Source organism: Pseudoalteromonas sp. APM04, assembly GCF_022809815.1.
Taxonomy (GTDB): Bacteria; Pseudomonadota; Gammaproteobacteria; order Enterobacterales; family Alteromonadaceae; genus Pseudoalteromonas; species Pseudoalteromonas marina.
On sequence record NZ_CP094441.1, the window covers coordinates 2,662,786 to 2,677,875 of the forward strand.

Sequence of the window (15,090 nt, forward strand, 5' to 3'; positions counted from 1 at the left end):
CCTATGGTGTAATCTTTGTTCCGACATGCTCGCCTTGCAGCAAAGCAGTTAAATTTTCTGGCTTTTGCCAGCTGGAAATATACACACCGCGTCGTAAGTGTAGGGCAGCGTGAAGACTGGTCTTAACTTTGACCTCCATCCCGCCCACAATTACTCCCTCTGCAATTAAAGTCTCAATGTGTTTTGTATCTAATTGATGTAATGGCTGCTTATTAGCGTCAAGCACGGCCTCTACATCAGTCATAAAAATAAGTTCTGCATTTAAATTATTGGCGATAGCTGCCGCTGCCTCGTCTGCATTAACGTTGTACCAAAGCCCTTGCTCGTCAAAACCTATAGAGCTAACAATTGGTAAGCGCCCGACGTTTAGTAAATCGTTAATAATAGAGTCGTTGTTACTTTCGCACTTTCCTACTAGGCACAATGCTTTGAGCTTTTGCGATGCCGTTACGCCTGCTTCGTAAAGGCTTAACCCAACAGGTTTATGGCCAGAAGCAATAGCTTGAGCCATTAACTGCTTGTTTGCACAACCTGCAAGTGCACCAACTATGTGGGGCATTTGTTCTGCAGGGCTAATACGTAAACCTTGATGCTTAGCGCTAACAAAACCGGCTTCTTTTAACCATGTATCGACTAATGCCCCGCCACCATGCACAATTACAAAGTTATGACTTGGCTGATTAGACAACACATCAAATAACGCACGAGCTGCGTTTTCAGTGTTAAGTACAGCGCCGCCAAGCTTAATAACCCACGTTTTTTTAGCCATTAAAACGCTCCTTTTAAGCCTGTGGTGTGGTCTAAATTCATTGATAAATTAATACACTGCAGAGCTTGCCCTGCAGCACCTTTTAGTAAATTATCAATGGCTGCCATAACAATGAGCTGAGAGCCTTGCTGCTGCCAACCAATATCAACATAAGGCTGCTTTGCAACTCCCTTAATTGACGGGATCTTACTACCTAACAAGCGGATTAAAGGCTCGTTTTCAAGCACGCTGTAGGCCTTAGCCACTTGCTCACTTGTAACATTAGGTTTTAGTTGCACGTAAATGGTTTCTAAAATACCGCGAGCAAAGTTCCCTAAATGAGGTGTAAATAAAACCTGGTGACCAAGGTGTTGCTCTATTTCTGGTCCGTGGCGATGATTAAATAAACCATATGGCGCTAGCGACACTTCACAAAAGTGAGTACCTACACTGGCTTTACGCCCTGCACCAGTTACCCCCGACACTGCATTAATAATAATTTTGTCGTCGCTTAACAAACCTGCTTGCTGTAGTGGCTTTAACGCATTCAGCGCTGCAGTAGGATAACAGCCGGCAACAGCCACTAAATTTGCATTTGCAATGTCGTTGCTATTCCATTCAGCTAAACCATAGGCCGATTCATTTAATAACTCAGGGTGCTTATGTTCAAAGCCGTAATAAGTAACGTAATCATCATTGCTTGCAAGGCGATAACCACCCGATAGGTCAAACACCTTTTTGCCCATCGCTAAAAATTGCGGGGCTAAATCTACACTTACTTTATGGTCGGTACACAGGCATACGTAATCTGCATTCGCATTAATGTCGTCGAACGCTGACTTTGTAAGAGGAAGTAAAGGAGTATCAAGCAAACCTAGGTGCTCTGGATATAAATCACTCAGTAATTTGTGTTTATCTAGGCTTCCTTCAGATACATAGCTACCTGACAGTTTTAAATTTGGGTGTTTAGCCACAAGGCTTGCTAGTTCTGCGCCGCTGTATCCGCTTGCGCCAATAATCGCTACATTCATTATTTACTCATTATCTTAAAATCTATTACTACTTATTTGTGTGTTCGCTTACACTAGCTTAGGTGCTAAGTAAGTCTTTTTTGTTAATGAATTTTGATTATCGTCGCATTATCATCATTGTGTTACTTAATATATTTATGCTTAAAAAGTGAATTGATATTCATCATAAATACTTTTATATTGTTATGCAATTAAATTGAATAGTTATTTTGGAATTTTTTATGTCTTTGCCTTCGTTTATTTCTATGTACCAGCAATTAATTGCAGCCCCGTCTATCAGTGCAATTGAAGACAGCGAATGCATGAGTAATAAAAGCGTTATCGAGTTACTTGCCATCTGGTGTGAAACGCTCGGTTTTACTTGTGAAATAATAGAACTGGAAGGTAAAAAAGGGCGTTATAACTTATTAGCTAAACGTGGCGTCGGGGATGGTGGTTTAATGCTTGCTGGGCATACCGACACAGTGCCGTTTGATGACAGCCGCTGGAATCATGATCCGTTTAAATTAACAGAACTCGACAACAAACTGTATGGGCTAGGTAGTATTGATATGAAAGGATTTTTTGCTTTCGTATTACAAGCTATAAGCGAACTAGATGAAAAACAACAAACACAGCCAATTTTAATACTTGCCACTGCAGATGAAGAAACCACCATGGCAGGCGCACAGCAAATTTGCAAACATCCTAACTTAAAGCCGGCACGCTGTATTATTGGCGAACCCACTGATATGACACCAGTATTTACACACAAAGGGCATATGAGTACTGCAATAAGAGTTGTCGGTCGTTCTGGCCATAGCTCCGATCCCGAACGTGGTCTTAACGCCATTGAAGTTATGCATAAAGTGACTTCAAAATTACTGATCTTAAAAGAGCAATTAAAGAATAAGTATTCACTAAGCCACTTTGAAATACCTTATCCTACTTTAAATTTTGGTAATATTCATGGTGGTGACAACGCAAATAGAATATGTGGGTGTTGTGAAATGCATATTGATATGCGCCCATTGCCAGGGTTGAGCGTACAAGAGCTACAAGCACTGCTGCTAGATGCAACAAAAGACATAAACGAGCAATACCCAAACTCAGTAAGTGTTATTGACCTACATGACCCAATACCAGCATTTACTGGCAGAACCGACAGCGCGCTAGTTCAACTTGCGGAAAAGATAGCGGGCCAAAAAGCCATTGCTGTTAATTACTGCACAGAAGCACCTTTTATTCAGCAACTGGGTTGTGAAACCATAGTTATGGGACCAGGTTCTATTAATCAGGCGCATCAACCTGACGAATTTTTAGCAATGGAAAAAATAAAGCCTTCACAGCACATCATTAGCAATATTATAAAAGCCTGTTGCTTTTAGCTAAGCAATAAAAAAGACGCTTAACAGCGTCTTTTTTATAAATGCTAAATTTACTATTTCATGTATTTGCTTAAATACTTTTTAAATACTGGGTCTGTTTTAGCAAGCTCTTTTTGCTCAGCTAATATCTCTTTTAAAATCACACCCGAGGTAAGCGGGTTAGCCAGTACAACCCTAAACACAACCGTAGGTTGATTATCGTATTGAGCTGGGGTCAAACGAGTACGCGATACAAACGAGCGTCCAGACTCACGCTGGCGTTTTTGCATACTGGCTGTAAAACGATTTAGTGAAGCAAAAATATCAATCCGTGTTTTTTCATCAGCCTCAGCAATCGCTTGTTTTATTTGCTTAGGCACATAGCGATAAGTAAGCAAACATAGCTCAGGCTCTGAAATAAGTTCAAAATCTTCGTCTGCCTTGATTAAATCAGCAAAATACTTTGCCTTTTTTATACTTCGATCGATTAGCATTTCATAGCCTTTACGGCCAATAACACGTAAGCAAGCATGCACTAACATAGCCATACCAGGGCGGCTACCCTCTAGTGTGTGGCTACCTAAATCTTTAGAGCCCTTACGCAATATATACTCAGCATGATGCTCTATTGCATCGGTTGCAGCGGGATCTTTAAACAGCACTAAACCTGCACCCATCGGGACATACATTTGTTTGTGGGCATCAATTGTTATTGAGTCTGCTCGCTCAATACCATTGAGCAGAGGACGATAAGTATTAGATAATAACGTTGCCCCACCCCAAGCAGCATCAACATGAAAATGACAGTTAATCTCTTGCGCTAAATCAGCCATTTCGTTGAGGGGATCAATATTGCCGGTTTCGGTTGTGCCTGCAACACCAATAATTGCCATTACTTTAATGCCTTTAGACTCAAGCTCGCGGGCTTTGTCTCGCATGGCATTTACATCGACCTTGTTGTCATCAGTTGTTTTAATACCAACTAAGTTGTCGCGCCCTATCCCTAATAAATCAACCGATTTACCTAATGAATAATGACCACGTTCTGAAATTAATACCGCAAGACCTCTGTATCCATAGTGCAGCATACCTGCCACAATTCCTTGCGATGCAATACCGGTAAATTCACCATCGGCTTTTAACAAACGATTTCGAGCAATCCAAAGCGCAGTAATGTTTGCAACCGTACCACCAGAGCAAAATGCACCTAATGACGTTTTAGCGCTGTGCATCCATTTAGAGTAAAACGCATCGTTTTGGCCATAGGCTAAATGATGCATCATACCTAACACCTGTCGCTCAAGGGGGGTAAACGCCTTAGATGTCTCAATTTTTACTAGATTTTGATTTAGTCCCACCATCAACTTTGAAAGTGGCAGTAAAAAATGCGGTAAAGCTGATGTCATATGACCAATAAAACTTGGTGCAGCCGTATGCACAGAATGAGCAACAAGTTGCTCCATTATGTCTTGAGCATAAGCAGATACAAACGTTGGGTTTTCTGGGATCACCGCAGCTTGAAAGTCTTTTTCAATTTCATGTAATGGTTTTTCGATTGCCGCTATATTTTCGTTTAAAAAACCTGCTAAATTACTCGATATTTCAAGCTCAATTTTGCTTAAAGTTGAGTCAGGCGCTTCAGGTACAGTAAATATACGCTTGAGGCTTTCTTTAGAGGCGACGGCACAACGCTTTTGATCCATCTTAATACCTAGTGTGTGTGTTGCTAAAACACCTGTTTAACTAGTAAAAACGCCCAAATATGGCGGTAAGTTAAGCAATAGTGTTTCTAAATAATTGCTCTAACTGTACTGCAATATAAGTAAAATGTCTCGTTAAAAGCCTTAAAAGCAACACCACGCATGACAAAAAAGTGTTAATTTAATTAAAATTTTATTTAATCTAATAAATACTAATTATTTATTGGGCAATTTTGTATTTTAAGTATAATCATTAAAACAACAAAAAAGGGACAGGCAATGCTTAAGGGAAGAGTGAAAGTGAGCTGGTTAGTGGCTGGTTTTGCTTTATTTTTAGTCAGCTTAGTGGTCTATATTTACTACACCTACCACACAACCCGCGCTGAAATTATGGAATCTGTTGATGCGCGCCTTCTTAATGCCGCAGCCAGTGTTAAGCATATACTCGGTGATGACTACCTAAATACCATGAATCAAAACGGTCAAATTAATTTTTTTGACTATGAAGTCAAAAGCAGGCAACTTTCTGAGTTTGCACAAGCGCTTGATGTGGCATATGTATATGCAATGATATTAAAAAACAACCGCGTATACTTTACTGCATCAAGCTATACGCAAGACGATATGAACAATGGCAAAATAACGCAATATTTAGATATATACCCAGAAGCAACTGATCTCAACATAAGCGCTTTTTACTCCACTGAGCCGGTATTTGAAGTGTCGGCCGATCAATGGGGACACTTTAAAACTATATTTATCCCTTTTGTTGACGATAAAACTGGTAAAACTTACCTTACTGGCGCTGATATAACGATTCTTGATCTTAACCAAAAGCTAAGCGAAAGCGTCTCCAAAGCAGCAGCTATGGCAAGCTTCTTCTTTTTTATAGCTATCCTTGTTGCCGCTATTTATGTTTACTTACTTAAGCGCTCATTAGCAACCGACTCCAGTACTGGGTTTGAAAACCACATTGCGTTGGAGTACTTACTTAAAAAAAGTAACAGTCATCATATGCAGTTAGCTGTTGTCTGGGTTAATGGAATTGAAGATATAAATAGCTTTTACGGCACCGAAATTGGCGATAAAGTAATGAAAAACTTGCTTATGCATTTTAAGAGCCGCTGCTCTGCCAACTGTCATTTATACCGCTTAGCCACCAATAAATTGGTGCTGCTATCACCTAAAGAAACACCTTATGAAGAGCTGAGCGATTTAATCGAAACCTATAATGCCAATACGCCTTTATTAACTGATCCATTTATATACATTACATTGTGTGCTGGTATTGCGACGGGTAATAAATCGCTATTACTTGAAAATGCTCATATTGCTGCACTACAAGCAAAGCAAGGTAGGCACACAGTTATTAATTATTCTAAAGCACTTCACGATGTTAAAACTCAATATCAATATAATGTAGAAATGGCCAAAGAAGTGCATGATGCATTTGATAACAACCGTATTGTGCCTTACTTTCAGCCAATAATAGATACCAAAACAAATCAGATAGTTCAGTACGAATGTTTGGCGCGAATGGTTACTGCAAGCGGAGAAATTTTAAAACCCGATGCGTTTTTAAATGTAGTTACTCGCTCCAGAATGGACGGGTTATTAACCCGCACTATATTTTCACAGTGCATTAGCCGCTTTAGAAAAACAAACATTTGTTGGAGCTTAAATATAACAGCGCAAGACATGTTAGACCCAAGCTTGAATGAATTCATCACAAACGAGCTTAAGCGCTATCCGCACCCAAGCAATATCACTTTAGAGTTAATAGAAACCCAAGCGATTGCAAATTATTCTGAAGTTAAAGCATTTATTTCTATGGTTAAAAGTAAAGGCGTTAAGGTAATAATTGATGACTTTGGTAGCGGTTATTCAAATATTTCAAATGTCCTAAAACTTGAAGTTGACGGTATTAAGTTAGATGGCGGATTGATAAAACAGATAATACACGATAACGACATTTACTTGTTTATTGAGCATATAGCGGCATTTGCTAACCAATTAGATTTACTGCTTATAGCTGAATCTGTCGAAAATGCAGCCATTGTAAATGCGTTAGAAAAAGCAAATGTGACGCTCATGCAGGGTAACCATTTTGCCCAACCTGCGCCACAATTTGCTACACCAGAAAATGCTGACTTAATCAGTTAATTAACCAAACGTTAGTGATAAAGCTATTTTTAGCCGATAGAAAAACGCTTAAACATAACTTAGGTTAAATCAATAACAAGCCGGTGACTTTGTTGGCCACTGGCCCAATACTTTCGCTCAAATGGGGTGATTGCATCGTCGCTGTGATAAGGCTGCACTTCGCAAATATGGCTGGTTAGTTCAAGCGCCCTTGCAAATTCTTTAACATATATATCCCAGTTACTGCGTATTTCTAATAAGCCACCTAACTTAACAATATAAGGAAATATAGCTGCTCCGTGCCATCTGCGTTGAATATGTTTAGATTTAGGCCATGGATTTGGATACAACAAATAGTGGTGGCTAGGCTGCCAATTTGCTGCAACTGCTAAGCGCCAAAAATCATTTAAATCAGCCTGTACCAAAATATACTGACCACTGTCGCTTTGCTTATATTGAACGTCGTGTTTATCAAGCCTATGCGACGACTTATCAATCCCGACCACAAGAGCTTCAGGGTGAAGCTTAGCTAAGTTAGCTGTACTTTCACCTACACCACAGCAAGAGTCTAAAATAAGAGGGCCATTGAATGCCTTAACTTTTTCATTAACCTCATCAAATGCCGCTTGCGTGTGTGCTGCAATGGGCTTTTTAAACTCGGCGCTTAAATGCTTATTTACTATTTCATCAAGCTTTTCGTGAATACCGGCCTGATTAGATACAATACTTCGAGAATTTGCATCACTCATTAGTGTCTTAGCCCCACACCTTTTTTGATTAATGTAAGCGCAACAGTAAATAGCACGGTAATAAACACTAAAATAACACCTAATGCGACGGTTAAATCAACATCCGATACACCTAAAAACCCGTATCTAAATGCGTTAACCATATATATGATGGGGTTTATTTGCGATACATTTTGCCAAAACTCAGGTAGCAAAGTAATTGAATAAAATACGCCACCCAAGTACGTTAGCGGAGTAAGTATAAATGTAGGAATAATACTAATGTCATCAAAGCTATTAGCATAAATAGCGTTAATTAAACCACCTAGCGCAAACACCGCCGAGGTTAAAATTACCGTTGCCATAATTACAAATATATTGTGTATTTGAATATCAACAAACAACAGCGATACACAGGTAACAATAAAGCCCACCATCATGCCACGCGTCATACCACCGCCCATATAACCAAGTACAATTATGTAATTAGGCACTGGCGCAACAAGCAGCTCTTCTATACTTTTTTGAAATTTAGTTGAGTAAAAACTAGAAGCTACATTAGAATAAGAGTTTGTAATAACCGACATCATTATTAAGCCCGGTACAATAAACTCCATATAACTAAATCCACCCATTTCACCAATGCGCGAACCTATGAGGTTACCAAAAATAACAAAATACAAACTCATTGTTATGGCAGGTGGTACTAGAGTTTGCACCCAAATACGTAGAAAACGAATACACTCTTTAATCCATATACTTTTTAGCGCTACGCCATATTTAAACATTTATTCGCCCCGCCCTTGCTCTAGTAATCCTACAAATAGCTCTTCTAATCGATTGGCCTTGTTACGCATACTTAATACAGTATTGCCTTGCTCTGTAAGCGCACTAAACACTGCATTTAAGCCCTGTGATTTAGCCACTTCAACCTCAATAGTGTGATCGTCCGTCATGGTAAATTTATAACCTTGCAACGTGACTGGCTTAGCAGGCATTTTTAAATCAAGTACAAACGTTTCTTTATCAAGCTTTGCAAGCAGTGCTTTTATCGTCGTGTTTTCAACAATGCGACCGGTATCGATAATGGCAATGTTTTTACACAACAGTTCTGCTTCTTCTAAGTAATGGGTAGTTAAAATAATCGTTACGCCTTGTTCATTAATTTTGCGTAAAAACTCCCACATAGAGCGTCGTAACTCTATGTCTACACCCGCTGTTGGTTCATCAAGTATAAGTAGCTTTGGCTCGTGCATCAGTGCGCGTGCAATCATTAAACGACGCTTCATACCGCCTGATAAAGTACGCGCTTGTTTATCTTTTTTCTCAAGCAAACCAAGCTGGGCTAAATATTTATCAGCACGCTTATGTGCTTCGCTACGCGGTACACCATAATAACCGGCTTGGTTAACTAATATTTGGGTCAACGTTTCAAATTGGCTGAAGTTGAATTCTTGTGGTACTAAGCCTAAATGCGCCTTGGCAGCTTCAAGATGGGTATCTATATCGTAACCAAATACCTCTACTTTACCTTCAGTTTTATTGACCAAAGACGAAATAACACCAATCGTTGTTGATTTACCTGCGCCATTTGGTCCAAGTAATGCAAAAAAATCGCCCTCGTCTACTTGTAAATCAACACCTTTAACAGCCTCTACGCCGTTTTTGTATACCTTGGTAAGGCCTTCAATATTTAATGCAATACTTTGCTTACTCATTACTTACCCTCACCATAACCCCAACGTTTTGTTAGTGTATGCTCAATGTTTAAATGATCTAAAATGCGAGCCACCATAAAATCGACTAAATCTTCTATGCTTTGCGGCTTATGATAAAAGCCCGGCGCTGCAGGCATAATAGTAACGCCCAAACGCGATAGCTTTAACATGTTCTCTAGATGAATCTCGCTAAAAGGCGTTTCACGCGGTACTAAAATAAGCTGGCCACGTTCTTTAATCACTACATCGGCCGCACGCTCTAGTAAATTATCAGATGCGCCTACAGCAATCGCCGATACTGACCCCGCACTACATGGACACACAACCATTTTTTTAGGCGCTGCAGAGCCAGAGGCTACAGGACTAAACCAGTTATCTTTACCAAATACTTGTAATTGTTGTGGCTGTGCATCAAATAGCGTATTTAACTGCTCAGTAGCTTTATCTTCATTTGCCGAGAGCTTTATGTTTGACTCAGTATCAAGCACAACGCGGGCTGCGCTCGAAATAAGTACATACACTTGGTATTGCTGCTCGAGTAACACTTCAAGCAGCTTTAAACCATATGGTGCGCCAGAGGCACCACTGAACGCTAAGGTGATTTTATCTTTAAATTGCAAATTATTCTCCGCTGAATTTATCAGCCAAACCATCTACTAGTTGCTGATGAAGGCCGTTAAAACCGCCATTACTCATAATTAAAATATGTTGATCAGGCTGCACATTTTCAAGCACCGTATTTATAATAGCTTGCGTACTATTAAAACATTGCATGCCCGCTTTTTGAGCTTGCTCGTTAAGCGACCAGCCTAAGTTATCTGGTTCAAACAAAAGTACGTCATCAGCATCAGCTAATGAAGCAAGAAGCGTATGTTGATGTACACCCATTTTCATGGTGTTTGAGCGGGGCTCTAAAATAGCAATAATTTTTTCATCGCCAACTTTAGCGCGTAAACCCGCTAAGGTTGTTTTAATCGCTGTTGGGTGATGAGCAAAATCGTCATAAACCTTAATACTGTTTATGTCGGCCTTGAGTTCCATTCGCCTTTTCGGACTTATAAACTCGGCAAGTGCCTCAATACTGTGGCTAACAGCAATTCCTACATGGCGCGCTGCAGCAATTGCCATAATCGCATTTTTAACATTATGTTCGCCAATTGCGCCCCAATTAACCCTACCTTGCCGTTCATTATTCAAAAGTACATTAAACTCGCTACCATCGGATTTAATTAGTTCGTAACCCCAATCAATGCCTAGCGTTTCGCTTTCACTCCATAACCCTTGCAATATAACGTCTTCAAGTGCTTTGTCTTGTTTTGGCCAAATTACTTTACCGCTGTGAGGTAGTGTACGCATTAAGTGGTGAAATTGTTTTTTAATTGCGTTTAAATCATCAAAAATATCGGCGTGATCAAACTCTAAATTATTCAAAATTAATGTACGCGGTAAGTAATGGACAAACTTGCTGCGCTTATCAAAAAAAGCGGTATCGTATTCATCTGCCTCAATAACAAAAAAAGGGGTTTCACCTACCTTTGCCGACACACCAAAATTTTGCACTATGCCGCCAATTAAAAACCCCGGTTTTAAACCAGCATATTCTAATATCCAGGCAAGCATACTCGCTGTGGTTGTTTTACCATGCGTACCAGCTACCGCAAGCACCCACGAGTTTTGCAATAAGTTATGCTTTAACCACTCTGGACCTGAGGTATAAGGTAAGCTGTTGTCTAACACATATTCAACACACGGATTACCTCGGCTCATCGCATTACCAATTACTACCATATCGGGTTTTGGCTCTAATTGAGATACGTCGTAACCTTGAGTGAGCTCAATACCAAGATCTTCAAGCTGGGTGCTCATAGGTGGGTAAACGTTTTGGTCTGAACCTGTTACTTTATGGCCAAGCGACTTAGCAATAGCTGCAATACCACCCATAAACGTACCGCAAATGCCCAAAATATGAATATGCATATACTTTCCTTAAACCGTATGCTCACTTTGCAGCTGTGCAAAGTTTAATGGCGCTATAATGCCAAATTTCGCGCTTACTTACCATTATATGTAGGCATTTTACTAATGCTTAAAGTCATTATCACAAACAAAAAAGCCTTCTAAATTAGAAGGCTTTTTTGCAAAGTAAATTAATCTACATACTTAAAAAAACAATTAAACCTAAGCCTAAAACTAACCGGTAAATTACAAAAGGTAACATTCCCATTCGTTCAATCACTTTTAAAAATAAATAAATACACGCATAAGCAGATAGAAAAGACAGTACCACACCTAGCAACAATGTACCCCATTCAACAACATGATCACCCAATGCAAGTTCTATTGTGTAATAAAGCCCCATCATTGAAATTACAGGAATAGCGAGTAAAAACGAAAAGCGCGCTGCACTTTGCTTATTCATGCCTAGCATTAAACCCGCTGTCATTGTAATACCTGAACGAGAGGTACCCGGGATCATAGCAACGGCTTGCGCTAAGCCAATCATTAAAGCCGACTTCCAATTAAGTTGATAAATTGTTTTAACTTGTTTCCCTTTAGCATCAGCGTACCAAAGCAATAGGCCAAAAATAATCGTCGTAGCTGCAATGACCCATGCACTTCGAAGGTATAACTCAACAAAATCCTTAAGTAACAAACCAAATACAGCAGCAGGTATTGTCCCTAAAATAATCCACCAGCCGAGTTTACTGTCGTCTGTTTTGCCTTGTGTGCCAAACGATTTAAACCACGCACTCAGAATGTCAGCCACCTCTTTACGAAAATAAATAACAACCGCTATTAATGTCCCTACATGCACTGCAACATCAAAAGCAAGTCCTTGGTCTTCCCACCCTAATATTTGTGAGGGTAAAATTAAATGTGCCGAGCTAGATATGGGTAAAAACTCAGTAAAACCTTGAATTAGCGCTAAAATTATTATTTCTAAAATACTCATGGGTTAGAAAACTCCACCTTCCATAGTTTTTGTTGAGGGTTATTATATGCATTCCATAATTGAGCAATTGTTTGCTTAGCTACAGGGTGATAAAAACCGGGGGCAACCTCACTGAGAGGTTGTAATACAAATGCATTCTTAGTTATTTCGTCACGTGGTAATTGCGCGGGGCTATCGCAAATAACATCGTCGTAAAACAATAAATCTAAATCAAGGGTTCTTGGGCTGAACTTTTTATCGTTTGGTGTGCGACCATTATCACGCTCTATTTTTTTTAGTAATGCACACACTTCAGCTAACGGCTTGTCTGTTTTTGCCCCAACGACCGAATTATAAAAGTTATTACCTACGAAACCGACAGCTTCACTTTCAAAAACAGACGAATGCTCTATATTTTTAAAATGCGTTTTAAGTGCTTTTAAGGCACTTTGCATATAGTGCTCTTTGTTGATATTTGACCCAAGGCTAATAAATATTTGCGCCATTTAAACGCTTGCCTTATTACGTGTTATTTCTACTCCAACAGTTTGCGCTTGCGCAACTGCTGCAGGTTTACTCACTCTAATTTTAACTTGAGTTGTATTAAACTCAGTTAAAATAATTTCTGCCAATTGTTCAACAAGTGTTTCAAGCAACTCAACAGGTTTAGCTGTGCTATGCGCAATAACACGCTCGCTTACTTTTGCGTAATCAAGTGCTAGATTAATGTCATCATTTGCGGCGGCTGGTTTAATATCACTTAGCATTTCAATATCAAAATAAAGGCTCTGTTTACTTTCTTTTTCAAAGTCGTACACTCCAATAATAGTGTCGACGTGCAATTGAGATATAAATACCTTATCCATTGATACTCCAAAAGACCAACAACTGTTCTAACCACATAAACTAATTATAAATTAATATTGTATATGCTTTAATCAGTGTTTAAATATGTAAAAATTCCTTCTACAATAGCAAAATAACGCGTTTAGCTAAATTTGGTAGAAGTATATTAATTTTCACGATAAATTTTGCCGCCAATAATAGCCCAAAAACGATGTTAATTGCATTAAATGTAATGGGTATAACGATAAAAATATAAGGAACTATGTGTTAGCTATTTTGATGTTTGTTCTAGCGTACCTACTTGGGTCGATTTCATCGGCTATCTTAGTGTCGCGTCTATTTAAACTTCAAGATCCCCGTACACATGGCTCAAATAATCCAGGCGCAACTAATGTTTACCGCTTAGGTGGCGCTTTTCCTGCTGTTTTAGTTCTTGTTTTTGATATTTTAAAAGGCACGATACCCGTGTGGGGGGCTTATTTTTTACAACTTGAGCCTTTGGTACTTGGCTTAGTTGCCGTTGGCGCCTGTTTAGGCCACATGTACCCTGTATTTTTTAATTTTAAAGGAGGTAAAGCCGTTGCAACAGCATTTGGGGCTTTACTCCCAATAGGTTTATCCCTAGCTGGGTTATTAATTACTACTTGGCTAATTATAGTCGCAGTGAGTCGCTATTCTTCTCTTGCCGCCCTAGTCACCGTTCTACTCGCACCGCTTTATACGTGGTTAATTAAGCCACTCTACACGCTGCCAGTGGTTTTTATTACGGTGCTTATTATTTTTCGCCATCGAACAAACATAGTGAGACTATTTGCTGGTGAAGAACCAAAAGTGGGGGCTAAAAAAGCCCCCACTGATGAAAACAAACCAACATAACAAAGTACTTAAATAGGCTCGAGGCTATCTATTGGCCACCGAGGCTTAGTTTTCATATCAAGGGTTGCAAACTGCCCTGCTTTTAAACGTTGCATACCGGCATAAGCAATCATTGCACCGTTATCAGTACAAAACTCCGTACGCGGATAATACACTTCGCCCTTCATACCCTGCATGACTCTTTCAAGCTGAAGCCTAAGCTGGGTATTTGCACTTACACCGCCCGCAATCACTAAACGCTTGATACCTGTTTGCTTTAGCGCTCGCTTACATTTAATAACCAAGGTATCAATAACAGCGGTTTGAAATGCATGCGCAATGTCAGCTTTAGTTTGCTCGTCATCGTCATTTTCACGAATGGTAATCGACGCCGCAGTTTTTAATCCACTAAAACTAAAATCAAGCCCGGGTTTATCTGTCATTGGGCGAGGAAAGATAAATCGCTTTGGAATACCTTGCTCTGCTAATTTTGCTAAGCGGGGACCACCCGGGTAATCAAGACCTAATAACTTAGCTGTTTTGTCAAAGGCTTCACCTGCAGCGTCATCAACAGACTCGCCCAATACTTCGTATTGGCCAATTCCTTCAACTTTTACCATCATGGTGTGGCCACCAGAAACAAGTAAAGCAATAAACGGAAACTCTGGCACCTTGTCTTCAAGCATGGGAGCAAGTAGATGCCCCTCCATATGATGAACCGCAACAGCAGGGATATCCCATCCGTAAGCCAATGAGCGACCAATTGAAGTACCCACTAATAGCGCCCCAACTAAACCAGGGCCGGCTGTGTAAGCAATACCGTCTAAGTCTTCAGGACCACAACCCGCTTGAGCAAAAGCTGCATCAATAAGCGGAAGCGTTTTACGAACATGATCGCGTGACGCCAGCTCGGGAACCACGCCACCGTAGTCAGCATGTACTTTTACTTGGCTATATAACTGATGAGCTAATAAGCCTTTCTCGTCATCATATATTGCTATACCTGTTTCATCACATGACGATTCAATGCCTAAAATTCGCACT

General features: G+C 39.8%; 15 protein-coding genes. 3 read left to right on the plus strand and 12 right to left on the minus strand.

The features are described from left to right. Position 1: 1 nt before the first annotated feature. Together argB and argC are read right to left on the minus strand one after the other, a co-directional pair. Positions 2-769 (minus strand): acetylglutamate kinase, encoded by a 768-nt coding sequence (gene argB, locus MTP24_RS12280; RefSeq protein WP_203986270.1) that lies wholly within the window; start codon positions 767-769, stop codon positions 2-4. After that, positions 769-1,779, minus strand: a complete 1,011-nt coding sequence (gene argC, locus MTP24_RS12285) for an N-acetyl-gamma-glutamyl-phosphate reductase (protein WP_008130610.1) — start codon at positions 1,777-1,779, stop codon at positions 769-771. Before argC ends, argB begins: the two co-directional genes overlap by 1 nt. A 221-nt stretch (positions 1,780-2,000) precedes the next feature. On the opposite strand from argC, the gene argE reads away from it, so the two are divergent. Then, positions 2,001-3,146, plus strand: coding sequence for an acetylornithine deacetylase (gene argE, locus MTP24_RS12290; RefSeq protein ID WP_008130608.1), 1,146 nt, complete (start codon positions 2,001-2,003; stop codon positions 3,144-3,146). 53 nt (positions 3,147-3,199) lie between these two features. Here argE and panP read toward each other — a convergent pair whose 3' ends face one another. Continuing rightward, positions 3,200-4,828: a pyridoxal-dependent aspartate 1-decarboxylase PanP gene (gene panP / locus MTP24_RS12295; protein ID WP_006791558.1), complete on the minus strand. Its 1,629-nt coding sequence runs from the start codon at positions 4,826-4,828 to the stop codon at positions 3,200-3,202. A 276-nt stretch (positions 4,829-5,104) separates the two neighbouring features. Here panP and MTP24_RS12300 point away from each other — a divergent pair, with 276 nt between their 5' ends. Further along, positions 5,105-6,988 (plus strand): GGDEF domain-containing protein, encoded by a 1,884-nt coding sequence (locus tag MTP24_RS12300; RefSeq protein ID WP_243531452.1) that lies wholly within the window; start codon positions 5,105-5,107, stop codon positions 6,986-6,988. A gap of 59 nt (positions 6,989-7,047) precedes the next feature. On the opposite strand, the gene MTP24_RS12305 is transcribed toward MTP24_RS12300, so the two are convergent. The 8 genes from MTP24_RS12305 to folB form a co-directional block, all read right to left on the minus strand. After that, positions 7,048-7,716, minus strand: coding sequence for an SAM-dependent methyltransferase (locus MTP24_RS12305; RefSeq protein WP_243531454.1), 669 nt, complete (start codon positions 7,714-7,716; stop codon positions 7,048-7,050). After that, positions 7,716-8,483 carry an ABC transporter permease gene (locus MTP24_RS12310; RefSeq protein ID WP_006791561.1) on the minus strand — a complete coding sequence of 256 codons (768 nt, stop codon included), beginning with the start codon at positions 8,481-8,483 and terminating at the stop codon, positions 7,716-7,718. Before MTP24_RS12310 ends, MTP24_RS12305 begins: the two co-directional genes overlap by 1 nt. Continuing rightward, positions 8,484-9,413: an ABC transporter ATP-binding protein gene (locus tag MTP24_RS12315; RefSeq protein ID WP_006791562.1), complete on the minus strand. Its 930-nt coding sequence runs from the start codon at positions 9,411-9,413 to the stop codon at positions 8,484-8,486. Further along, positions 9,413-10,033, minus strand: coding sequence for a flavin prenyltransferase UbiX (locus MTP24_RS12320; RefSeq protein ID WP_006791563.1), 621 nt, complete (start codon positions 10,031-10,033; stop codon positions 9,413-9,415). Before MTP24_RS12320 ends, MTP24_RS12315 begins: the two co-directional genes overlap by 1 nt. Position 10,034: 1 nt before the next feature. Beyond that, positions 10,035-11,390: a UDP-N-acetylmuramate:L-alanyl-gamma-D-glutamyl-meso-diaminopimelate ligase gene (gene mpl / locus MTP24_RS12325; RefSeq protein WP_243531456.1), complete on the minus strand. Its 1,356-nt coding sequence runs from the start codon at positions 11,388-11,390 to the stop codon at positions 10,035-10,037. A 175-nt stretch (positions 11,391-11,565) separates the two neighbouring features. Further along, positions 11,566-12,366, minus strand: a complete 801-nt coding sequence (locus MTP24_RS12330) for an undecaprenyl-diphosphate phosphatase (RefSeq protein ID WP_006791565.1) — start codon at positions 12,364-12,366, stop codon at positions 11,566-11,568. Further along, on the minus strand, positions 12,363-12,851 hold the full coding sequence (gene folK, locus MTP24_RS12335) for a 2-amino-4-hydroxy-6-hydroxymethyldihydropteridine diphosphokinase (RefSeq protein ID WP_243531458.1): 489 nt from the start codon (positions 12,849-12,851) through the stop codon (positions 12,363-12,365). The genes MTP24_RS12330 and folK overlap by 4 nt, the downstream gene beginning before the upstream one ends. Continuing rightward, the gene (gene folB, locus MTP24_RS12340) at positions 12,852-13,211 is read right to left on the minus strand and encodes a dihydroneopterin aldolase (RefSeq protein ID WP_243531460.1); all 360 of its coding nucleotides are present in this window, start codon (positions 13,209-13,211) and stop codon (positions 12,852-12,854) included. It lies immediately after the preceding gene. A 244-nt stretch (positions 13,212-13,455) separates the two neighbouring features. Here folB and plsY point away from each other — a divergent pair, with 244 nt between their 5' ends. Next, on the plus strand, positions 13,456-14,067 hold the full coding sequence (gene plsY / locus MTP24_RS12345; RefSeq protein ID WP_006791568.1) for a glycerol-3-phosphate 1-O-acyltransferase PlsY: 612 nt from the start codon (positions 13,456-13,458) through the stop codon (positions 14,065-14,067). Positions 14,068-14,075: 8 nt separating this feature from the next. Here the strand turns inward: plsY and tsaD are convergent, their stop codons facing one another. Beyond that, positions 14,076-15,089 (minus strand): tRNA (adenosine(37)-N6)-threonylcarbamoyltransferase complex transferase subunit TsaD, encoded by a 1,014-nt coding sequence (gene tsaD / locus MTP24_RS12350; protein WP_008130598.1) that lies wholly within the window; start codon positions 15,087-15,089, stop codon positions 14,076-14,078. Between the last annotated feature and the right edge of the window lies 1 nt (position 15,090).